Raw genomic sequence first — 21,427 nt, 5'->3', positions numbered from 1 at the left:
ACAGGGTACGTGGCCCCGCCGGACGATCTTGTGGCGTACGCCGCGGCACTTACCCTCAGCGCGCATCGTTACCATGCGTGGACGCACATTCCGACGACCACTGACGACGAGGGACGGACGAGCGCGTGGCCGAGGCGGCAGACTTCCAGGGGACCAGTGCCTCACCTGCCCGCCGGTGGCTGCGGCGCACCACAGCGCTGCTGGCGGGTGCCCCCCTGCTGGCCGGAGTGGTGCAGCTGCCCGCCGCGGGTCCGGCGAGCGCGGACGCGCCGGCCTCACCGAAGCAGGACGCCGGAGCCGGCTCGGTCGCCGTGGCCGTCGACACGCTCACCCCCTCGGCCCCGACGGACGGGGACACGGTGACCGTGTCGGGCACCGTGACCAACAACGGCAAGCGCACCGTCACCGGCGCCCACGTGGGTCTGCGCGTCGGCCCGGAGATCGACACCCGTTCGTCCCTCGACGCCGTCGCCAAGGACAGCGACGACCTCAGGGGGACCGTCCCGCCGGAGATCGACGACAAGTACACGGAGAAGTTCTCCAAGCTCGTCCCCGGCGTCGCCGAGCATTTCAACATCTCCGTCCCGGTCGACGACCTGGACCTCGGTGACGACGGTGTCTACCAGTTCGCGGTGTCGCTCTCCGGGCAGACCTCGGCCCAGCCGTGGGAGCAGATCCTCGGCATCCAGCGGACCTTCCTGCCCTGGCAGCCCGAGGGCGCCGACCCCAAGACCAGGACCACGGCCCTGTGGCCGCTCGTCTCGACCACCCACATGGCCGCCGAGACCGGCCCGGACGAGGAGCAGACCCCGGTCTTCCTCAACGACGACCTGGCCAAGGACATCTCGCCCGGCGGCCGGCTGAACCAGATGGTGACGCTGGGCAAGGACCTCGACGTCACCTGGGTGGTCGACCCGGACCTGCTGGCCTCTGTCGACGCGATGACCGGCAGCTACCGCGTCCGCGAGGGCGAGGGCGACAAGACCGTCGCCGGGACGCACCAGGAGGCCGCCAAGCAGTGGCTGGCCGACCTCCAGAAGGCGGTGGCCGACAAGGAGGTCGTCGCGCTGCCCTTCGCCGACCCCGACCTGGCCTCCCTCGCCCACAACGGCACGGCCGGCGCCGGCTCGCTGAGCCAGCTGAAGGACGCCACGGACGTCGTCGACAACACCGTCGAGCCGATCCTGCACGTGAAGCCGAGCACGGACTTCGCCTGGCCGGTGGAAGGCGCCGTCGACCGGTCCATCGTGAAGGTCGCCACCTCCGCCGGCGCCGACAAGGTGATCGCGCGCAGCGACAGCCTCCAGGAGACCAACGGTCTGCCGTACACCCCTTCCGCAGCCCGTCCGATCGGCGGCGGCACCACCGCCGTCGTCGCGGACGCCCGGCTGTCCACGGCGTTCGACGGCGATCTGACCAAGGCGTCCGCGTCCACGCTCGCGATCCAGGGGTTCCTCGCCCAGAGCCTGGCGCTCGAGCAGCAGACCGACAAACAGCGCAGCATCGTCGTCGCACCGCCGCGCATGCCCACGGCGAGCCAGGCCCGGGCCATGGCGTCGGCGCTGCGGACCCTTCAGAGCGGCACCTGGTCCGAGCCCCAGAAGCTGAAGGCCGCCGCCACCGCCGAGCCGGACCCGGACGCCACCACATCGGTGCCCGGCGACTCCGCCTACCCCGCCGCGCTGCGCCGCAACGAACTGCCGCGGTCGGCGTTCACGCAGATGGGGCAGACGCAGGCCAAGCTCACCGACTTCACGGTCGTGCTGTCCGAGCCGTCCCGGGTGGTGACCCCCTTCGGGCGGGCCCTGAACCGTGGGATGTCCGCGTCGTGGCGTGGTCGCGCCGACCGGGCGGAGACCTTCCGCGACGGCGTGACGAGCTACCTCGACGCGCTGACCGGCCGGGTCAAGCTGATCGACAAGTCGGAGACGAAGCTGTCCGGCCGCAGCGCGACCATCCCGGTCACCGTGCAGAACAACCTGGTACAGGACGTCGGACCGCTCGTGCTGCGGCTCTCCTCGACCAACCCGACGCGCCTGAAGATCGACGGCTCCGCCTACCAGGAGCAGCCTGTGTCCGTCTCCGGCGGGCACAGCCAGTCGGTGAAGTTCACCACCTCGGCCAACGCCAACGGCCGGGCGACGGTGATCGCCCAGCTGTACACGCTCGACGGCCGGCCCTACGGTCAGGCCGTCACCTTCGACGTGAAGGTCACCGAGATCACCGCCACGGTGATGCTCGTCATCGGCGGCGGTGTGCTGCTGCTCGTCCTCGCCGGCTTCCGGATGTACACCCAGCGCAAGCGGGCCGCCGCCCGGGACGCCGAGCAGGACGGTCCCGAGGGAACCGCGGAGCCGGGGAACGCGGAGGGGAATCCGGAGCAGCCGAGTGACCCGAAGCCGGACACCGCAACGGAAAGCGCCGACCCGTCCGGCACGGGTGAGAGAGTGGACCGCTGAGGATGTCGTGGCCGGTCGGCCCGGGACGATGAGGTGGGGTAAGCATGAACGCGCCGTACGACGGTGACCGCGGTCGGACCGTGGACGGCTCGGGACACCCCGAGGGGCCGCCGCCCGACCAGGCCGGCGCACAGCAGCCGCCCGCCGACGTGTACCTCCAGGACGCCTACGACCAGGACCCCTACCGGGCGCACGACCTCTCCGCCCAGGACCCGGTCTCCGAGGCGCTCTACGACGGCGCCGCGCATCCTCCCCCGCCGCCGGGCACCTACCCGCAGCAGCCGCTGTACTCCCAGCCCCCCCAGTCGCCGTACGCCCCCGACCCGCGCGTCTGGGCCCAGACCCCGGCGCCCGAGCCGGAGGGCCCCACCCAGTACCTGCCGTACGGCGACGACCCCCGCACCACCCAGTACGTCGGGGTGGACGACCTGGTCAGCCAGGCCGGCGAGCAGCGCCACGAGCCGGACGCCTTCGCCCACCTCTTCCGCGACCAGCAGCAGGGCGGCGGCCACCCCGCCTACGACGACCCCGCGGCGGTCCCCGCGCCCGCCCAGGCCCCCGGCCCCTACGGCGCGCCCCAGACCCCGAACCCGTACGGCGGCGCGCAGGCGCCCGGCGGTTACGGCGACGCCCCGGCCCCCGGTCACTACGGCAACCCCCCGTACGGCGGCGAGGCCCAGGCCACCGGGCCGTACGCGGCACCGGCTCCCGACCAGTACGCGGTGGCGCCGACGCCGGAAGCGGCCGAGCCGCCCCTCCAGGACCAGGCCACCACCCAGCTGGGCACCGCGTCCAGGAAGGGCGGGCGCGCGGGCGGGCTGCTCAAGTCCAGCGCGGTCATGGCGGCGGGCACGATGGTGTCCCGGCTCACCGGGTTCGTGCGCTCAGCCATGATCGTCTCCGCGCTGGGCCTCTCCCTTCTGGGCGAGTCGTTCCAGATCGCCTACCAGCTACCCACGATGATCTACATCCTGACCGTCGGCGGCGGCCTCAACTCGGTCTTCGTGCCCCAGCTCGTCCGCTCCATGAAGGAAGACGACGACGGCGGCGAGGCCTATGCCAACCGGCTGCTGACCCTGGTCATGGTCGCCCTCGGCGTGCTCACCGCGCTGGGCATGCTGGCGGCCCCCCTGCTGGTGCGCGCGCTGTCGAACCCCGTCGCCACGTATGCGCCGGCCAACGAGGTTGCCGTCACCTTCACCCGGTACTTCCTGCCGTCCATCTTCTTCATGGGCGTCCACGTGGTGATGGGACAGGTGCTCAACGCCCGCGGCCGGTTCGGCGCGATGATGTGGACGCCGGTCCTGAACAACGTCGTCATCATCGTGACGCTCGGCATGTTCATCTGGGTCTACGGCACCGCCTCGCACTCCGGTATGACGGTCGAGAGCATCCCGCCCGAGGGTCAGCGGCTGCTCGGCATCGGCGTCCTGCTCGGCCTCGTGGTCCAGGCCCTGGCGATGATCCCCTACCTGCGCGAGACCGGGTTCCGGCTGCGCCTGCGCTTCGACTGGCGGGGACACGGGCTCGGCAAGGCCGCGATGCTCGCCAAGTGGACGATCCTGTTCGTCCTCGCCAACCAGGCCGGCGCCCTCGTCGTCACCCAGCTGGCGACCGCCTCCGTCAAGGAGACCCGCATCGACGGCACGGGCTTCAGCGCCTATGCCAACGCCCAGCTGATCTGGGGCCTGCCGCAGGCCATCATCACCGTCTCCCTGATGGCCGCCCTGCTGCCCCGCATCTCGCGCGCCGCGGCCGACGACGACGGCGGCGCCGTCCGCGACGACATCTCGCAGGGACTGCGCACCACGGCGGTCGCCATCGTGCCGGTGTCCTTCGGCTTCCTCGCGCTCGGCATCCCGATGTGCACCCTGATCTTCGGGTCCTCGGGCACGGGAGCGGCCACCAACATGGGCTACATGCTCATGGCCTTCGGCCTCGGCCTGATCCCCTACTCCGTCCAGTACGTCGTCCTGCGCGCCTTCTACGCCTACGAGGACACCCGGACGCCCTTCTACAACACGGTGATCGTGGCCGTGGTCAACGCCGCCGCGTCGGGACTGTGCTACCTGCTGCTGCCCGCCCGCTGGGCGGTGGTCGGCATGGCCGCCGCGTACGGCGTGGCCTACGCGATCGGTGTCGGGGTCGCCTGGCGCCGGCTGCGCAAGCGGCTCGGCGGGGACCTGGACGGCGCCCGGGTGCTGCGGACCTACGCACGGCTCGCCCTCGCCTCCGTCCCGGCCGTCCTGCTCAGCGGCGCGGCTGCCTACGGCATCGGTCAGAGCCTCGGGCAGGGCGTCCTCGGCTCGCTGGCCGCGCTGCTGGCCGGCGGCGTCCTGCTGCTCGGCGTCTTCTTCGTCATCGCCCGCCGGCTGCGCATCGAGGAGGTCAACTCCCTGGTCGGCATGGTGCGCGGGCGTCTGGGACGCTGAGGCCCCGGGTAGGCGCACAACCATCGTCCGTCGCCGTGTGTCGTGCATGGCGGCGGACTGTGGGCACAATTGGTTCCTGCGTCGGACCGCACGCAACGGATGTGGCCGGCGCGCATCGAGTGGGGAGGCAGGGACGACGGTGGCGGAACGGAGCACAGCTGCCGTCGACGTGGCAGACACCAGCGGCGAGGAGCCGCTGACCGCCGAGGCGGACCAGTCCACGGCCGACGGGGTGGCCAACAACCGGGAGCGGGACACGGACAGCGAAGAGGCACAGGTCGACCCCGCGAGCGAGCCGTCGTCCGGCAAGACCTCGCCTCCCGAGCTGCACAGCGGCCACAAGCTCGCCAGACGCTACCGGCTCGAGGAGTGCCTCACCCGACTGGACGGCTTCAGCAGCTGGCGGGCCGTCGACGAGAAGCTCCGCCGCGCCGTCGGCGTGCACGTCCTGCCGGCCGACCATGCCCGCGCCCGCTCCGTGCTGGCCGCGGCCCGCTCCTCCGCGCTCCTCGGCGACCCCCGCTTCGTCCAGGTGCTGGACGCCGTCGAGGACAACGACCTCGTCTACGTCGTGCACGAGTGGCTCCCCGACGGCACCGAGCTGACCGCCCTCCTCGCCGCCGGGCCGCTGGACGTCTACGACGCCTACCAGATGGTCAGCCAGGTCGCCTCGGCGATGGCCGCCGCGCACCGCGAGGGCCTGGCCCACCTCCGGCTGAACCCCAACGCGGTGCTCCGCACGTCGACCGGTCAGTGGCGCATCCGCGGACTCGCCGTCAACGCCGCGCTGCGCGGCGTCGGCTCCGACACCCCGCAGCGCACCGACACCGAGGCCATCGGCGCCCTGCTGTACGCCACGCTGACCCAGCGCTGGCCCTACGAGAGCGACGCCCACGGTCTGATCGGCCTGCCCAAGGACATCGGTCTCATCCCGCCGGACCAGGTGCGGGCCGGTGTCCACCGCGGACTGTCCGAGCTGGCCATGCGGGCACTCGTCAACGACGGCGCGACCGCCTCCCGCCACGAGTCCCCGTGCACCACGCCGGAGGAGCTGGTGAAGGCGCTTGGCGAGATGCCCCGCGTCCGCCCGCCGGAGCCGGACTACACGACGCCGCCCCGGTACCAGCACACCACCTACCAGCAGGGCGCCTACGGCCGTCCCGCGCCGCACCCCGGTGCCACCCAGCCGGTGCCGTCGCCGCCGCCCCCACTGCAGAGCCGCACCGGCAGGGCCCTGAAGTGGAGCGTCTCCGCGCTGCTGATCGCGGCGCTCGGGCTGGGCAGCTGGCAACTGGCCGACGCGCTGATGGACCGGGGCGGCAAGGCCGACGACCAGAACCGGACCCAGACCACGGACACCGGCGACAAGGGCCCGAAACTCCCCGTCAGCAAGCCCCTCACCATCGAGGGCGCCCAGGAGTACGTGGCCAAGGGCTCGGCCCAGGCCCCCGGGGACGTGGCCAAGACCTACGACGGAGACGGCTCGACGTACTGGCGCACCAAGAGCTTCCTGGACGGCCCCGAGATGGCACCCTCCGTCAAACCCGGGGTCGGCATCGTCTACGACCTGGGCTCGACCCGGACGGTCTCCTCGGCGTCGATAGGACTCCGGTACGCCGGGGACCACACGACGGTGACGCTGTACGCGGCGGACTCGCTCAGCCCGACCGGCTCCGTCGACTCGATGCAGCGGCTCGGCACCACGACCACCGGTGCGAACTCCGCCACGGTGAAGGTCGACAAGCCGGCCAAGGCCCGCTACGTCCTGGTGTGGTTCACGGCGCTGCCGTACGCGTCCGGTGACGGGTACAGCGACTCGGGCTACAAGCAGGCGGTCACCGACGTGACGTTCAAGGGCTGAACGCCTGCCGGACGCGAGGGGGGGGGGAGGCCCGATGGCGGATGGCACCGCGTACGGCGATGTCAGCGACCAGGGCCTCCTGGCCCGGCACGTGGCGGGCGACCCCGATGCCTTCGGTGAGCTGGTCCGCCGGCACCGGGACCGGCTCTGGGCGGTCGCCCTGCGCACACTGGGCGACCGGGAGGAAGCCGCTGACGCCGTGCAGGACGCCTTCGTCTCCGCCTACCGGGCCGCGCACACCTTCCGCGGCCAGGCGGCCGTCACGACGTGGCTGCACCGGATCACGGTGAACGCCTGCCTGGACCACGCCCGCAAGGCCGACTCCCGGAAGACCGCCCCGGTGGACGACACCGAGCGGTTCGAGCAGCTGCTGGAGCCCCACGAGTCCGCGGCGGCCCCCGCCGAGCGCAACGACCTGCACCGCGAGCTGATCGGCGCGCTGGAGACACTGCCCGCCGATCAACGAGCGGCCCTGGTGCTGGTGGACATGCAGGGCTACCCGGTCGCCGAGGCCGCCCGCATCCTGGAGGTGCCGGTCGGCACGGTCAAGAGCCGGTGCTCCCGGGGCAGAGCCAGGCTGCTGCCGCTCGTGGCCCATCTGCGCCTCGGCGGGAACCGGACACCGGACACGTCCGTCACACCCACGGCGGAGGCGAAGAAGGGCGGAGGTGGACGAGCGTGACGACGTCATCGAGGACGGACGAGACCCGGCATCCGGACGTCGCGGAGATCTCCGACTTCGCCGAGGGCCTGCTGAGTCCGGCCCGCGGTACGGCGGTGCGGCAGCATCTTGATGCCTGTGACCTCTGCTCGGGTGTCTTCGCCTCGTTGGCGGAGATCCCGGACCTTCTCGGCGCCCTGGCCGGCCCGGAGCGGATGCCGGACGACGTCGCCGACCGGGTGGCGGACGCCTTGGCCGCCGAACGCGACGACCCCGGCGCCTCTGTTTCACGTGAAACATCGACGGCTGCGGACCGGCCCACCGGTCACCCCCGCACCGCCACCACCGGCCCGGGTCGGACACCGCCCCGCCGGCGCAGGCGCCGCAGGATCGCCGTTCTCGGCACCGTGGCCGCCGTCGCAGCCCTCGGGATCGGCTCCGTGGTCGTGACATCCCTCACCGGAGACGGTTCGCCCGACGAAACCGCCCAGGGGCAGAAGACGGGGCTCACGGACACCTTCTCCGAGGGCGAGCTGAAGGGGCGGGTGACCCAGCTCATCACCGAGGGGCAGAGCGAACGAAGCGGACCGCGCACTCCGCACAGCTTCGGCGCCCAGTCCGACCCCGGAGCGACCGAGAACGGGACCACGGAGAACCACGTCTTCATGCAGCCGACCGTGCCCGACTGCGTACGGCGGGGCATCGGTCGCACCGACGACACCGCGCTCGCCACCGAGGAGGGCGTCTACCAGGGCAAGGAAGCCCTCCTCGTGGTGCTGCCCGACGCCTCCGACGACACTCGCGTGACCGCCTACCTCGTCGAGTCGGCCTGTGTGACGCATCCGTCGGTCGGTCCGGGAAAGGTACTTCTGCGCCGCTCCTACGTCCGATCCTGAGCCCAGCCGTGTGCCCGGACACAGCGGGAATGCGCGCCCCTTAGGATCCGTTGGGTGGGATGTGAGCGCGCAAGACAGCTCCGCCCGGCCCTGAAGACGTAGTCAGAGACGAGGAATGCAGCCGTGAGCGACGTCCGAAACGTGATCATCATCGGCTCCGGGCCCGCCGGATACACGGCGGCGCTCTACACCGCGCGCGCGTCGCTGAAGCCGCTGGTGTTCGAGGGCGCGGTCACCGCCGGCGGTGCGCTGATGAACACCACCGAGGTGGAGAACTTCCCCGGCTTCCGCGACGGCATCATGGGCCCCGAGCTGATGGACAGCATGCGCGCCCAGGCCGAGCGCTTCGGTGCGGAGCTGATCCCGGACGACGTCGTCGCCGTCGACCTGACCGGCGAGATCAAGACCGTCACCGACACCGCGGGCACCGTCCACCGGGCGAAGGCCGTCATCGTCACCACCGGCTCCCAGCACCGCAAGCTGGGCCTGCCGAACGAGGACGCGCTCTCCGGCCGCGGTGTGTCCTGGTGCGCGACCTGCGACGGCTTCTTCTTCAAGGACCAGGACATCGCCGTGATCGGCGGCGGCGACACGGCGATGGAGGAGGCTACATTCCTCTCCCGCTTCGCGAAGTCCGTGACGATCGTCCACCGCCGGGACACCCTGCGCGCCTCCAAGGCGATGCAGGAGCGCGCCTTCGCCGACCCGAAGATCCGGTTCATCTGGGACAGCGAGATCGCCGAGGTCCAGGGGGAGCAGAAGCTGTCCGGCCTCAAGCTCCGCAACGTCAAGACCGGCGAGCTGTCCGACCTGGCGGTGACCGGCCTGTTCATCGCGATCGGCCACGACCCGCGCACCGAGCTGTTCAAGGGCCAGCTCGACCTGGACCCGGAGGGGTACCTCAAGGTCGACGCTCCCTCGACCCGCACCAACCTGACCGGCGTCTTCGGCGCCGGTGACGTGGTCGACCACACCTACCGCCAGGCGATCACCGCCGCCGGCACCGGCTGCTCCGCCGCTCTCGACGCCGAGCGCTTCCTGGCCGCGCTCACCGACGAGGACAAGGCCGAGCCCGAGAAGACCGCTGTCTGACCCCCTTCCCCCGCGTACCAACCAGTTAGGAGCCCACCGTGGCCGGCACCCTCAAGCACGTCACCGACGACACCTTCGAGCAGGACGTGCTCAAGAACGACAAGCCCGTCCTGGTGGACTTCTGGGCCGCCTGGTGCGGTCCCTGCCGCCAGATCGCGCCGTCCCTCGAGGCGATCGCCGCCGAGTACGGCGACAAGATCGAGATCGTCAAGCTGAACATCGACGAGAACCCGGGTACGGCCGCCAAGTACGGCGTCATGTCCATCCCGACCCTGAACGTCTACCAGGGCGGCGAGGTCGCCAAGACCATCGTGGGTGCCAAGCCGAAGGCCGCGATCGTCCGCGACCTTGAGGACTTCATCGCCGACTGATGTTTCACGTGAAACACGAATGGGCCAGTCCGTCCGGGCTGGCCCATTCGCATGACCGCATTAGATTTCTCGGGTCCGTCACAGGGGCCGCAGGGCCGGCTCCTTCTGGACGGCGCCGAGCAGCCGATCCAGGGCCATCTCCACGTCCTCCTTCCAGGAGAGCGTGGAGCGCAGGTCCAGCCGCAGCCGCGGGTGACTGGGGTGGGGACGCACCGTCTTGAATCCCACGGCCAGCAGATGATCGGCCGGCAGCATGCAGGCCGGCTCCTTCCAGCGGGCGTCACCGAAGGCCTCAATGGCCTTGAAGCCTCTGCGCAGCAGATCCTTGGCGACCGTCTGCACCAAGACCCGGCCGAGCCCCTGACCCTGGTAGCCCGGCATGACGAACGAGGTCATCAGCTGCACGGCGTCCGGTGCGACGGGACTGGTGGGGAACGCCGCCGAACGCGGGACGTAGGCGGGGGGTGCGTACAGCACGAAGCCCACCGGAACGTCGTCGACGTACACGACGCGGCCACAGGATCCCCAGTCCAGCAGGACGGCGGAGATCCAGGACTCCTTCTCGGTGGCCTGGGTGCCCGCTGTCAGCGCGGCCTCACCGCTGACGGGATCCAGTTCCCAGAAGACGCACGAACGACAGCGCTGGGGAAGGTCTTGAAGGTTGTCCAGCGTGAGCGGTACGAGCCGGCGCCCCATGACAGCTGTTCCTCGCTTCCCTCGCCCGCCGCGTCGCGGGCGGCCGTCAGAGCGCTCCGTTCCCTGAGCAGGCTGCCGACGAACCCACCGACAGCGCCCAGGCCCAGGCCCGCGCCCACCAGTCCGGTGCGGCTCATCGTTCGCATGGCCCCCGTCTTCCTCTCAGACGTACCGCCAGGTGACTGCGCCCTCCCGCACGCATCGTATCCACGATGCGCTGACCTGCACACCGACGAAATGCAAAGGGCGGGCCGTGTTCTGGTACACCCGGAACACGGCCCGCCCGGACCGCCGACCGATCAGTCGTCGGACTCCGCGGGGTCGCTCTCCGAGATTCCCTTCTGGAGGACGGGGCCTTCGCCCGGGGCGAGGCTGCCCAGGATCCGCTCCAGGTCATCCATGGAGGCGAACTCCACGGTGATCTTGCCCTTCTTCTGGCCGAGGTCGACCTTCACCCGGGTCTCGAAGCGGTCCGAGAGGCGCGTCGCCAGCTCCGACAGCGCGGGGGACACCAAGGACCCGGCCCGCGGCCCCTTGGCCCGCTGCGGCTTCTGCGGCCCGGAGCCCATCAGCGTCACGATCTCCTCGACCGCCCGCACCGAGAGCCCCTCGGCGACGATCCGGTGGGCCAGCCGCTCCTGGTCCTCCGAGTCCTCGACGGAGAGCAGGGCCCGGGCGTGCCCGGCGGAGAGCACGCCGGCAGCGACCCGGTTCTGCACCTTGGGCGACAGCTTCAGCAGACGCAGCGTGTTGGACACCTGCGGACGGGACCGGCCGATGCGATCCGCCAGCTGGTCGTGCGTGCAGTGGAAGTCCTTCAGCAGCTGGTCGTAGGCGAACGCCTCTTCCAGCGGGTTGAGCTGCGCGCGGTGCAGGTTCTCCAGCAGAGCGTCCAGGAGGAGCTTCTCGTCCTCGGTGGCCCGCACGATCGCCGGGACGGCCTCCAGCCCGGCCTCCCGGCAGGCTCGCCAGCGGCGCTCACCCATGATCAGCTCGTACCGTCCCGGCCCGGAGGGCCGTACGACGACGGGCTGCAGCAGACCGACCTCCTTGATGGAGGTGATCAGTTCGGCCAGGGCGTCCTCGTCGAAGACCTTGCGGGGCTGCTTCGGGTTGCGCGTGATGGAGTCGAGCGGGATCTCCGCGAAGTGGGCGCCCAGCGGAGCCCGGAGACCGGTCTCCGCGGCGTCCGGACCCGCCGCCGGCTCCTCTTCCGTTTCACGTGAAACAGGCGGCAGTGTGGCCACCTTCGCCGCGGCCACCCCGCGGTCGTTCGGCAGCAGGGGCAGGGAAGCGGGGGAAGCGGACGCCGCGTTCCCCAAGGCCGCCGCTGCCACCGACTTCTCCGTCGGGGCGTTGGGGATCAGTGCGCCCAGACCGCGGCCAAGACCCCTCCGTCGCTCGCTCACTGGATGCCCTCCGCCATGTTCGGGTCGTTCTGTGCGCCGATGTGCGCGTGGGTCGGGTCGTAGCCGACGTCCACGCCCTTGAGCGCGATCTCTCGCGCCGCCTCCAGGTAGGAGAGCGCGCCACTGGAACCTGGATCGTAGGTCAGCACCGTCTGCCCATAGCTGGGGGCCTCCGAGATGCGCACGGAGCGCGGGATGCTGGTGCGGAGGACCTCTCCACCGAAGTGGCTGCGCACCTCGTCCGCGACCTGGGAGGCCAGTCGGGTGCGGCCGTCGTACATGGTGAGGAGGATCGTCGACACGTGCAGCGTGGGGTTGAGGTGCCCACGCACCAGGTCGACGTTGCGCAGCAGCTGTCCCAGCCCCTCCAGCGCGTAGTACTCGCACTGGATCGGGATCAGGACTTCCTGGCCGGCGACGAGCGCGTTGACCGTCAGTAGTCCGAGGGACGGCGGGCAGTCGATGAGGATGTAGTCCAGCGGCTGCTCGTACGCCTGGATGGCTCGCTGCAGCCGGCTCTCCCGAGCCACCAGCGACACCAACTCGATCTCCGCGCCGGCCAGGTCGATGGTGGCGGGCGCGCAGAACAGCCCCTCGACGTCCGGAACCGGCTGGACGACCTCCGACAGGGGCCGGCTCTCCACCAGCACGTCGTAGATGGAGGGGACCTCGGCGTGGTGGTCGATACCGAGCGCGGTGGACGCGTTGCCCTGCGGGTCGAGGTCGACGACCAGGACCCGGGCTCCGTGCAGCGCCAGGGACGCGGCCAGGTTCACGGTCGTCGTGGTCTTGCCCACGCCGCCCTTCTGGTTGGCGACCACCATGACGCGGGTCTGCTCCGGCCGCGGAAGCCCCTCGCCGGCGCGGCCCATAGCCTCCACCGCCAGTTGGGCAGCACGGCCGATCGGCGTGTCGTCCATCGGAGGCGGTGTTTCACGTGAAACATCCGCCCCCATCGACTCGGTACGGGGACCGGGGACCGGATCGGTCATCGGTCCCGCGATGTTGGCGTCGGACCGCAAGGATTCACTCTCCTCGACTTCAGGCTCGCAATGAACAGAGCCTCCCATGCCTCCGGGGTCAGGAACCAGTGAGGCCAGGCGATCTGTGGAGAAATCCACCTCTGTGGACAACTCCGTGCCCCGGGAGGGCGAAGAGCGGCCCGGTGCGGTGAGCTCCTCGTCGAGGGAACCGAGCGGCTTGCGATCGCGCGGTTCGGCCGCGGCGCGACCGCGACCAATGATGCCGTGCAGCAATGAGCGACGTTTCACGTGAAACACGATGCACAGCCGCACAGACCGAGCTGAGGCGACACTCCGCCACCGCGGGGCAGGGAAGCTGGTGTGGAGTACCCGGACCGTACCTAACCGCGTCGGCGACGGGTCCGTCCCGTACGGGCCGCCTTGGCGCGCTTGGCGGCGAAGCGGACGCCGCCCGGGCTCTCTCCGACCTCGACCCGCACCACCGTCGACCGGGGGTCCACGATGCCCTCACCGACGTGCAGGATGGACGTCTCGACTGCGCCGAGCTTGCTCAGTGCGGTGGATGCGGCCTTCAGTTCCTCCTCGGCCGTGTCGCCCTTGAGGGCCAGCATCTCGCCGTACGGCCGCAGCAGCGGAATGCCCCAGGCGGCCAGGCGGTCCAGCGGGGCGACGGCCCGCGCCGTCACCACGTGCACGGGCTGGATCTTCCCCATGACCTCTTCGGCCCGGCCGCGCATGACCGTGACGTGGTCGAGCCCGAGCAGCTCCACGACCTCGGTCAGGAAGGTGGTCCGACGCAGCAGCGGTTCCAGGAGGGTGATCTTCAGGTCGTCCCGGACGAGAGCCAGCGGGATCCCCGGCAGGCCGGCGCCCGACCCGACGTCGCACACCGTCACGCCCTCGGGCACGACCTCCGCGAGCACGGCACAGTTCAAGAGGTGCCGCTCCCACAGGCGGGGGACCTCACGCGGGCCGATCAGACCGCGCTGCACCCCCGCCTCGGCGAGCAGCTCGGCATAGCGAACCGCGTCCGCATAGCGCTCGCCGAACACCTCGTGTGCCTGCTCGGGCACGGGGGGAAGCTCCGCTGCCTCCGTCACGGGGGACCGTCCTTCCGTACGGCGACGACGCTCGGGGCGCCGCTGCCAGAACCACCAGAACTATCAAGGCTGACAACAGTCGGCCCCGCCTGCGCAACAGACGGGGCCGGTGAAACGAGGAGACCGATCAGGCGGGCAGCACGACGACGAAGCGCTGCGGCTCCTCGCCCTCGGACTCGCTGCGCAGTCCGGCGGCCTTGACCGCGTCGTGCACGACCTTGCGCTCGAAGGGGCTCATCGGCTTCAGCCGCACGGATTCGCCGCTGCTCTTGGCCTCGGCCGCGGCCTTGGCGCCCAGCTCGGACAGCTCGGTGCGCTTCCTGGCCCGGTAGCCCGCGATGTCGAGCATCAGCCGGCTGCGATCACCGGTCTCCCGGTTCACCGCGAGCCGGGTCAGCTCCTGGAGCGCCTCCAGGACCTCACCGTCCCGGCCGACCAGCTTCTGCAGGTCCCGGCCGTGGGAGTCGCTGATGATCGAGACGGAGGCGCGGTCGGCCTCGACGTCCATGTCGATGTCGCCGTCGAGGTCGGCGATGTCGAGCAGACCCTCCAGGTAGTCCGCGGCGATCTCACCCTCCTGCTCGAGGCGGGTGAGGGTGTCTGCGCCCTCGGCGGCGGAGGTGGTGCCTTCCGTCACGGGATGGACTCCTTCTTACTTCTTCGACGGGGACTTGGGCCGCTGCGGGCCCTTGCGCTGACCGGACTGGGCCCTGCTGCGGGTGCCACCGCCGGACTTCTGGGCCGGCTTCTGAGCGGCGGTGGAGCCGGTGCCGTCCTGCGGGGTGTCCGCCGGCTCGTCGGCCTTGCTCAGCGAGGTCTTCGCCGCCTCGGACTCGCCGGCCGGCTTCGCGGTGCCGGACTGCCGCTGCGACTTGCTCTGCCGCTTGGGCTGCTGCCGCTTGGGCCCGGCCGCGGTGGCGGGCGCACCGTCCTCGGTCGCGACGGCCGCGGCGGCGTCGCTCTTCACCACGGTGCCGTCGGGCTGGGCCGCCAGACCCGCCTTGCTGAGGCCGTTGATGAACTTCCGCTCGAACTCGTTGCGGTCGCGGCCCTTGGCGACGAGGGCCTTCACGATGGCCTTCTGTCCCCGGCCGCGCGTCGCACCGTGCTCGGTGACGTGCTTGTGCAGTCGCTCGAGATAGGCGGCCTGGGCCTTGGAACCCGGGGTCGGGTTGTTGCGGATGACGAACATCTGCTGGCCCATGGTCCACACGTTGGTGGTCAGCCAGTAGACGAGGACACCGACCGGGAAGTTGATGCCGAAGACGGCGAACATCACGGGGAAGACGTACATCAGCATCTTCTGCTGCTGCATGAACGGCGTCTTGACCGTGGTGTCGACGTTCTTCGTCATCAGCTGGCGCTGGGTGAAGAACTGGGACGCCGACATCATGATGATCATGATCGCGGTGACCACGCGGACGTCGGTAACCGTGGCGCCCAGCGCCTCGACGGTGGAGGCGCCGTCCTTGAACTTCGCCGCGAGCGGGGCGCCGAAGATGTGCGCCTGGCGTGCGCTGGCGAGCAGGGAGTCGTTGATGACTCCGATGGTCTTGCCCGAGGCGATGCCGTTGAGCACGTGGTAGAGGGCGAAGAAGAACGGGGACTGCGCCAGGATGGGAAGGCACGAGGAGAGCGGGTTGGTGCCCGTCTCCTTGTACAGCTTCATCATCTCTTCGGACTGACGCTGCTTGTCGTTCTTGTAGCGCTCCTGGATCTTCTTCATCTCGGGCTGGAGCGTCTGCATGCCGCGAGTGGCCTTGATCTGCTTCACGAAGAGCGGGATCAGGCAGATGCGGATCAGAATCACCAGGGACACGATCGACAGGCCCCAGGCCCACCCCGTGTTCGGGCCGAAGATGGCGCCGTACACGCTGTGGAACTGGACGATGACCCAGGAGACAGGTGTCGTGATGAAGCTGAAGAGGCTGGCAATCGTGTCCACTAATCATGCTCCTTGGGCATGGGACGGGGTCTCTGCGGCTGCGGCGGAGGTCCCGCCCTTGCGTGCACGCCGAGCGTCACGCAGCATTTCGTGCCACCGCGGGCGCTTGCGCTGCGGGACATGGTCCACGCCGCCCGGCGACCACGGGTTGCACCGCAGGATGCGCCAGGCGGTGAGCACCGTGCCCTTGACGGCACCGTGCCGGTCGATGGCCGTGTAGCCGTAGTGGGAACACGACGGGTAGTACTTGCACACCGGCCCGAGCAGTGGACTGATCGTCCACTGGTAGAGCTTGATCAGTGCCAGCAGCGGGTACTTCATCGCGCGCCCCCTCCCAGCAGCCGCTGGAAGGCGGCGTCCAGGTCTCGGGCCAGCTGTGCATGGTCGGCGTCACCCGCACCGGGCAGCGCTCGTACGACTACCAGGCTACCGGGGGGCAACAGGTCGATCCGGTCGCGCATCAGATGGCGAAGCCTGCGCTTCACCTTGTTGCGCACGACCGCGCCACCCACGGCTTTGCTCACGACGAAACCCGCACGTGTCCGGGAAGCGCTCTCCCCAGGCGCGTGCGGGTCCGTTGCACCGCTTCGTAGGTGGACGACGAGGGCCGGGCGACCTGCCCGGCGACCTCGGCGTACCGCGGTCGCGAAGTCCTCGGGCCGCCTCAGCCGGTTCTCGGTGGGCAGCACGACGTCATGACCTGATCGGGATCAGGCGGACAGGCGGGCGCGACCCTTGCCACGGCGGGACGCGAGAATCGCGCGGCCGGCACGGGTGCGCATCCGCAGCCGGAAGCCGTGGGTCTTGGCGCGACGACGGTTGTTCGGCTGGAAGGTGCGCTTGCTCACTCGGGGGCTCCAGAAAGAATCGGGTGGTGGCGGGGTGCCGTCCTGGCTGTCACCGTGCGCCCACGAGTAGCTCGCGTTACGCCCGTGTGCACCGCTTTTCGATCACCTTGGACGCGATCTGTGCCCATCGGAGGCAGGCGGCAGCAGCCATCGACAACTCGACCTGGTTACGGTACGTGGGACTGCGCCATTCGGTCAAACCAACGCCGCCCCGGAGACACTTGTCCACAGGCTGGGGACAACAACTTGAACCCTACCGGTCGCGCTGACTACCGTGGCCGGACTCCGATTCGTCGGCATATCCCTGCCGCACCCGAGATTCATCCCGACCCGTCCCTGAATCACACCTTCGAGGGACTCGTGAGAGAGCGTGCCCTGTGGCTGACGTACCTGCCGATCTTGCCGCAGTGTGGCCACGCGTTGTGGAGCAACTGCTCGGGGAGGGGCGCGGGCAGGGCGTCGAGTCGAAGGACGAGCGCTGGATCCGGCGCTGCCAGCCGCTCGCGCTGGTCGCGGACACCGCGCTGCTCGCCGTGCCGAACGAGTTCGCCAAGGGCGTCCTGGAGGGCCGCCTGGCCCCGGTCGTCAGCGAGACGCTGAGCCGGGAGTGCGGCCGGCCGATCCGCATCGCCATCACCGTGGACGAGTCCGCCGGCGAGCCGGCCGGCCCCCCGGCGCCCGCGCCGCCGGCCCGCCCGCAGTCGCGCTACGAGGAGCCCGAGCTGCCGGCCCCGGGCCAGGGCCGCGACGAGTACGAGGGCTACGGCCGCCACCGCGCCGACCAGCTCCCCACCGTCCGCCCCGCCTACCCGCACGAGTACCAGCGCCCCGAGCCCGGCGCCTGGCCCCGCCAGGACCGGCAGGACCGGCAGGACGACTACGGCTGGCAGCAGCAGCGTCTCGGCTTCCCGGAGCGCGACCCCTACGCGTCCCCGCCGGACTCCTACGGCCAGGACCCGTACCCGCAGGAGCCGTACGGCCAGGACGCCTACGCCAAGGACTACCGAGCGCAGTCGCAGGAGCGCACTCCGTACGACTCCCAGCGGGCGGACCACCCGCGCGGCGACTACGACCAGCAGCGCGGGGAGTACGACCAGCGCGGGGAGTATGAAAAGCAGCGCGGGGACTACGAGCCGCAGCGGGGCGACTACGACAAGCCGCGGGGCGGTGGCGGTGACTACGACCAGCCCCGCGGCGACTACGACAAGCACCGCGGCGGCGCCGACTACGACCAGCCGCGTGGCAGCGGCGACTACGACCAGCGCCCCGCCCGCCGCGACCTGCCCGAGCCGCCGCCCGGCTCCGGGCACGTCCACCGCGGCGGCCCCGTCGGCCCCGGCCCGGCCACCGGCGCCCCGGGGCCGCTCGCCGCGCAGCCCGCGCCGGCCCCCGGCCCCGGCGAGCCGACCGCGCGGCTGAACCCCAAGTACCTCTTCGACACCTTCGTCATCGGCGCCTCCAACCGCTTCGCGCACGCCGCCGCGGTCGCCGTCGCCGAGGCGCCCGCCAAGGCGTACAACCCGCTCTTCATCTACGGCGAGTCCGGCCTCGGCAAGACGCACCTGCTGCACGCGATCGGGCACTACGCGCGCAGCCTCTACCCGGGCACCCGGGTGCGGTACGTCAGCTCGGAGGAGTTCACCAACGAGTTCATCAACTCCATCCGCGACGGCAAGGGCGACAGCTTCCGCAAGCGCTACCGCGAGATGGACATCCTGCTCGTCGACGACATCCAGTTCCTGGCGGACAAGGAGTCGACGCAGGAGGAGTTCTTCCACACCTTCAACACCCTCCACAACGCCAACAAGCAGATCGTGCTCTCCAGCGACCGGCCGCCCAAGCAGCTGGTCACCCTGGAGGACCGGCTGCGCAACCGGTTCGAGTGGGGCCTGATCACCGACGTGCAGCCCCCGGAGCTGGAGACGCGCATCGCGATCCTGCGCAAGAAGGCGGTGCAGGAGCAGCTCAACGCCCCGCCGGAGGTGCTGGAGTTCATCGCCTCGCGCATCTCCCGCAACATCCGGGAGCTGGAGGGCGCGTTGATCCGGGTGACGGCGTTCGCCTCGCTCAACCGGCAGCCGGTGGACCTGGGCCTGACGGAGATCGTCCTCAAGGACCTGATGCCCGGCGGTGAGGACTCGGCGCCCGAGATCACGTCCACGGCCATCATGGGCGCGACCGCGGACTACTTCGGGCTGACCGTCGAGGACCTGTGCGGCACGTCGCGCGGGCGGGCGCTGGTGACCGCCCGGCAGATCGCCATGTACCTGTGCCGGGAGCTGACGGACCTCTCGCTGCCCAAGATCGGCGCGCTGTTCGGCGGCCGTGACCACACCACGGTGATGCACGCCGACCGCAAGATCCGCAATCTGATGGCCGAGCGGCGCTCCATCTACAACCAGGTGACCGAGCTGACCAACCGCATCAAGGCGGGCTGACAGCCGCCGCACCGCCCCGCGAGGCGCCCCCAGGGAGACCTGGGGGCGCCTTTCTCATGCCTCTCCCGTGCCTCTCTCATCCCCCCGGCCGCCCCGCCGTGCCTCCGCGGTCGCCGCCCGCTGTTCGAATACCTGCCGGGTTACGGCCTTCCTCCACAGATTCGGCGACTTTCTGCGCTCCACAGCCTGGGGACCGCGAAGTTTTCCCAACGCTGTCCACAGGGCGGCCTGGTGAGAGAGCATCAGGCCAGGTCATCCCCTTGTGGATTCGTGGACGAAGGATCTCCACAGCCTGTGGACAACGAATCTGTCCACAGGCCGCCCGCCGACTTGTCCACGGGCAACCCACAGGCTGAGCCCGATTGTCCCCAGCGATCACCGGCTTCTCCACATGCCTGTCCACTGTTCGGCAACATGGCGCGACCTCTCACCGCGTCGAGTGAAAGGCGTCACACCAAGGTGCCGGATTGGGCTGTGGGAAAGGTGGGTAAACCTGGGGACGGCGTTGGGGAGAAGTCGCCTCTCCCTGTGCACGGCGTGTGCAGAACTTTTCGTTCTCCACAGCGACGCCCAGTTGTCCACCGGTGTCACCCACAGGGGCAGTGGACAAAATTTGGGGCCTGACCTGCACAAACGGGGTTATCCACGGTATCCACAGGCCCTACTACTACTCCCAACGTTAGAGAGAGCGGAATCCGTTTCGAAGCGGGGCCTGTGCACAACTCGCCGCCGGGAGCCCGGCTGCCCCTCGGAGCGACTTGACCCCGAAGGGCACCTACTGTCAGTGGGGTGCGTCAGACTGGTCCACGGCGTCCTGCCCCGTCCGGGGCCGGCGACGCCGAGTCAGACGACTCAGACCACGAAGCGCAGCAGGGCGAGAAGCGCCGGCAACAGCAGGAGGCGGCACGGTGAAGATCCGGGTGGAACGCGACGTACTCGCGGAGGCAGTGGCCTGGGCGGCACGCAGCCTCCCGGCCCGTCCGCCGGCGCCGGTCCTCGCGGGCCTGCTGCTGAAGGCCGAGGAGGGGCAGCTGAGCCTGTCCAGCTTCGACTACGAGGTCTCGGCCCGGGTCTCGGTGGAGGCCGAGGTCGAGGAGGAGGGCACGGTCCTCGTCTCCGGCCGCCTGCTCGCCGACATCTCGCGCGCCCTGCCCAACCGCCCCGTGGAGATCTCCACAGACGGTGTACGGGCGACGGTGGTCTGTGGATCGTCGCGCTTCACGCTGCACACCCTCCCGGTGGAGGAGTACCCGGCGCTGCCCCAGATGCCGAACGCCACGGGCACCGTGCCCGGCGAGGTCTTCTCCTCCGCCGTGCAGCAGGTCGCCATCGCCGCCGGCCGGGACGACACGCTGCCCGTGCTCACCGGCGTGCGCATCGAGATCGAGGGCGACACCGTCACCCTGGCCTCCACCGACCGCTACCGCTTCGCGGTCCGCGAGTTCCTGTGGAAGCCGGAGAACCCGGAGGCGTCGGCGGTCGCCCTGGTGCCCGCGAAGACCCTCCTGGACACCGCCAAGGCGCTGACCAGCGGGGACCAGGTTGTCCTGGCGCTGTCGGGCTCGGGCGCGGGCGAGGGCCTGATCGGCTTCGAGGGCGCGGGCCGCCGGACCACGACCCGGCTGCTCGAGGGCGACCTGCCGAAGTACAAGACGCTGTTCCCGACGGAGTTCAACAGCGTCGCGGTGATCGAGACCGCCCCCTTCGTGGAGGCCGTCAAGCGCGTGGCCCTGGTCGCCGAGCGCAACACCCCGGTGCGGCTCTCCTTCGAGCAGGGCGTGCTCATCCTGGAGGCCGGCTCCAGCGACGACGCACAGGCTGTGGAAAGGGTCGACGCGCAGCTGGAGGGCGACGACATCTCGATCGCCTTCAACCCGACCTTCCTCCTGGACGGCCTGAGCGCCATCGACTCCCCGGTGGCCCAGCTCTCCTTCACGACCTCCACCAAGCCCGCGCTGCTCAGCGGCAAGCCCGCGCTGGACGCCGAGGCGGACGAGGCCTACAAGTACCTGATCATGCCGGTGCGGCTGAGCGGCTGAGTCCCCGGGGACGCCCAGGAACGCCGGGGACGGCCGGGCCGCGACCACGGGGCGCGGCCCGGCCGTCCACAGGCTGAGGACGGACCGGGGCTGAAACGCCGCGGACCTGGGGACAAACCCGCAGGTGGCGGCGTACGTCTGAGCGCGGATGCCCACAGCTGTGCACGGCGGGCCGGCACTAGGCTCGGGCGCGGTCA

Annotated in this window: 18 protein-coding genes; 9 read left to right on the top strand and 9 right to left on the bottom strand. The window is 70.5% G+C overall.

Features of this window, described 5'->3' with window-relative positions:
* Positions 1-125: 125 nt before the first annotated feature.
* The 7 genes from ACGFZL_RS05000 (at position 126) to trxA (ending at position 9,772) form a co-directional block, all read left to right on the top strand.
* On the top strand, positions 126-2,459 hold the full coding sequence (locus ACGFZL_RS05000) for a DUF6049 family protein (RefSeq protein ID WP_393689308.1): 2,334 nt from the start codon (positions 126-128) through the stop codon (positions 2,457-2,459).
* A 44-nt stretch (positions 2,460-2,503) separates the two neighbouring features.
* Complete coding sequence (murJ, locus tag ACGFZL_RS04995) at positions 2,504-4,891, top strand: murein biosynthesis integral membrane protein MurJ (protein ID WP_355168228.1); 2,388 nt, start codon at positions 2,504-2,506, stop codon at positions 4,889-4,891.
* A gap of 139 nt (positions 4,892-5,030) precedes the next feature.
* The gene (locus tag ACGFZL_RS04990; protein ID WP_393689305.1) at positions 5,031-6,752 is read left to right on the top strand and encodes a protein kinase family protein; all 1,722 of its coding nucleotides are present in this window, start codon (positions 5,031-5,033) and stop codon (positions 6,750-6,752) included.
* Positions 6,753-6,786: 34 nt separating this feature from the next.
* On the top strand, positions 6,787-7,434 hold the full coding sequence (gene sigM, locus ACGFZL_RS04985; protein ID WP_393689303.1) for an RNA polymerase sigma factor SigM: 648 nt from the start codon (positions 6,787-6,789) through the stop codon (positions 7,432-7,434).
* Positions 7,431-8,309: an anti-sigma factor family protein gene (locus ACGFZL_RS04980; RefSeq protein ID WP_393689301.1), complete on the top strand. Its 879-nt coding sequence runs from the start codon at positions 7,431-7,433 to the stop codon at positions 8,307-8,309. The genes sigM and ACGFZL_RS04980 overlap by 4 nt, the downstream gene beginning before the upstream one ends.
* Positions 8,310-8,432: 123 nt before the next feature.
* Positions 8,433-9,401, top strand: a complete 969-nt coding sequence (trxB, locus tag ACGFZL_RS04975; protein ID WP_355168220.1) for a thioredoxin-disulfide reductase — start codon at positions 8,433-8,435, stop codon at positions 9,399-9,401.
* Between the two features lie 38 nt (positions 9,402-9,439).
* A complete protein-coding gene (trxA, locus tag ACGFZL_RS04970) occupies positions 9,440-9,772 on the top strand; it encodes a thioredoxin (protein WP_007388947.1) in 333 nt (110 codons plus the stop codon).
* A 78-nt stretch (positions 9,773-9,850) separates the two neighbouring features.
* Here trxA and ACGFZL_RS04965 read toward each other — a convergent pair whose 3' ends face one another.
* From ACGFZL_RS04965 to rpmH, 9 genes are all read right to left on the bottom strand, one after another.
* Positions 9,851-10,468: a GNAT family N-acetyltransferase gene (locus tag ACGFZL_RS04965; RefSeq protein WP_393689298.1), complete on the bottom strand. Its 618-nt coding sequence runs from the start codon at positions 10,466-10,468 to the stop codon at positions 9,851-9,853.
* A gap of 299 nt (positions 10,469-10,767) precedes the next feature.
* Positions 10,768-11,877 carry a ParB/RepB/Spo0J family partition protein gene (locus ACGFZL_RS04960; protein WP_393689295.1) on the bottom strand — a complete coding sequence of 370 codons (1,110 nt, stop codon included), beginning with the start codon at positions 11,875-11,877 and terminating at the stop codon, positions 10,768-10,770.
* Positions 11,874-12,947: a ParA family protein gene (locus tag ACGFZL_RS04955; protein WP_393689292.1), complete on the bottom strand. Its 1,074-nt coding sequence runs from the start codon at positions 12,945-12,947 to the stop codon at positions 11,874-11,876. The genes ACGFZL_RS04960 and ACGFZL_RS04955 overlap by 4 nt, the downstream gene beginning before the upstream one ends.
* A gap of 293 nt (positions 12,948-13,240) precedes the next feature.
* Positions 13,241-13,960 carry a 16S rRNA (guanine(527)-N(7))-methyltransferase RsmG gene (rsmG, locus tag ACGFZL_RS04950; protein WP_393689290.1) on the bottom strand — a complete coding sequence of 240 codons (720 nt, stop codon included), beginning with the start codon at positions 13,958-13,960 and terminating at the stop codon, positions 13,241-13,243.
* A gap of 127 nt (positions 13,961-14,087) precedes the next feature.
* Positions 14,088-14,597, bottom strand: coding sequence for a R3H domain-containing nucleic acid-binding protein (locus tag ACGFZL_RS04945; RefSeq protein ID WP_355168212.1), 510 nt, complete (start codon positions 14,595-14,597; stop codon positions 14,088-14,090).
* A 15-nt stretch (positions 14,598-14,612) separates the two neighbouring features.
* The gene (yidC, locus tag ACGFZL_RS04940) at positions 14,613-15,905 is read right to left on the bottom strand and encodes a membrane protein insertase YidC (RefSeq protein ID WP_393689287.1); all 1,293 of its coding nucleotides are present in this window, start codon (positions 15,903-15,905) and stop codon (positions 14,613-14,615) included.
* Between the two features lie 3 nt (positions 15,906-15,908).
* Positions 15,909-16,226 (bottom strand): membrane protein insertion efficiency factor YidD, encoded by a 318-nt coding sequence (yidD, locus tag ACGFZL_RS04935; protein ID WP_355168208.1) that lies wholly within the window; start codon positions 16,224-16,226, stop codon positions 15,909-15,911.
* Positions 16,223-16,594 carry a ribonuclease P protein component gene (gene rnpA, locus ACGFZL_RS04930; RefSeq protein WP_393689285.1) on the bottom strand — a complete coding sequence of 124 codons (372 nt, stop codon included), beginning with the start codon at positions 16,592-16,594 and terminating at the stop codon, positions 16,223-16,225. The genes yidD and rnpA overlap by 4 nt, the downstream gene beginning before the upstream one ends.
* Before the next feature lie 21 nt (positions 16,595-16,615).
* Positions 16,616-16,753, bottom strand: a complete 138-nt coding sequence (gene rpmH / locus ACGFZL_RS04925; protein WP_003949374.1) for a 50S ribosomal protein L34 — start codon at positions 16,751-16,753, stop codon at positions 16,616-16,618.
* A 377-nt stretch (positions 16,754-17,130) separates the two neighbouring features.
* Between rpmH and dnaA the strand changes: the two genes are divergently transcribed.
* Both dnaA and dnaN read left to right on the top strand, forming a co-directional pair.
* Positions 17,131-19,191 (top strand): chromosomal replication initiator protein DnaA, encoded by a 2,061-nt coding sequence (dnaA, locus tag ACGFZL_RS04920; protein ID WP_393689282.1) that lies wholly within the window; start codon positions 17,131-17,133, stop codon positions 19,189-19,191.
* Between the two features lie 908 nt (positions 19,192-20,099).
* Positions 20,100-21,230 (top strand): DNA polymerase III subunit beta, encoded by a 1,131-nt coding sequence (dnaN, locus tag ACGFZL_RS04915; protein WP_355168201.1) that lies wholly within the window; start codon positions 20,100-20,102, stop codon positions 21,228-21,230.
* The last annotated feature ends 197 nt before the right edge of the window (positions 21,231-21,427 follow it).

Origin of the sequence: Streptomyces sp. NPDC048182 (genome assembly GCF_043202555.1) — a bacterium.
Classification (GTDB): Bacteria; Actinomycetota; Actinomycetes; order Streptomycetales; family Streptomycetaceae; genus Streptomyces.
Note: the sequence above shows the minus strand (reverse complement) of the source record. Positions and strands in the feature narration are given on the sequence as shown.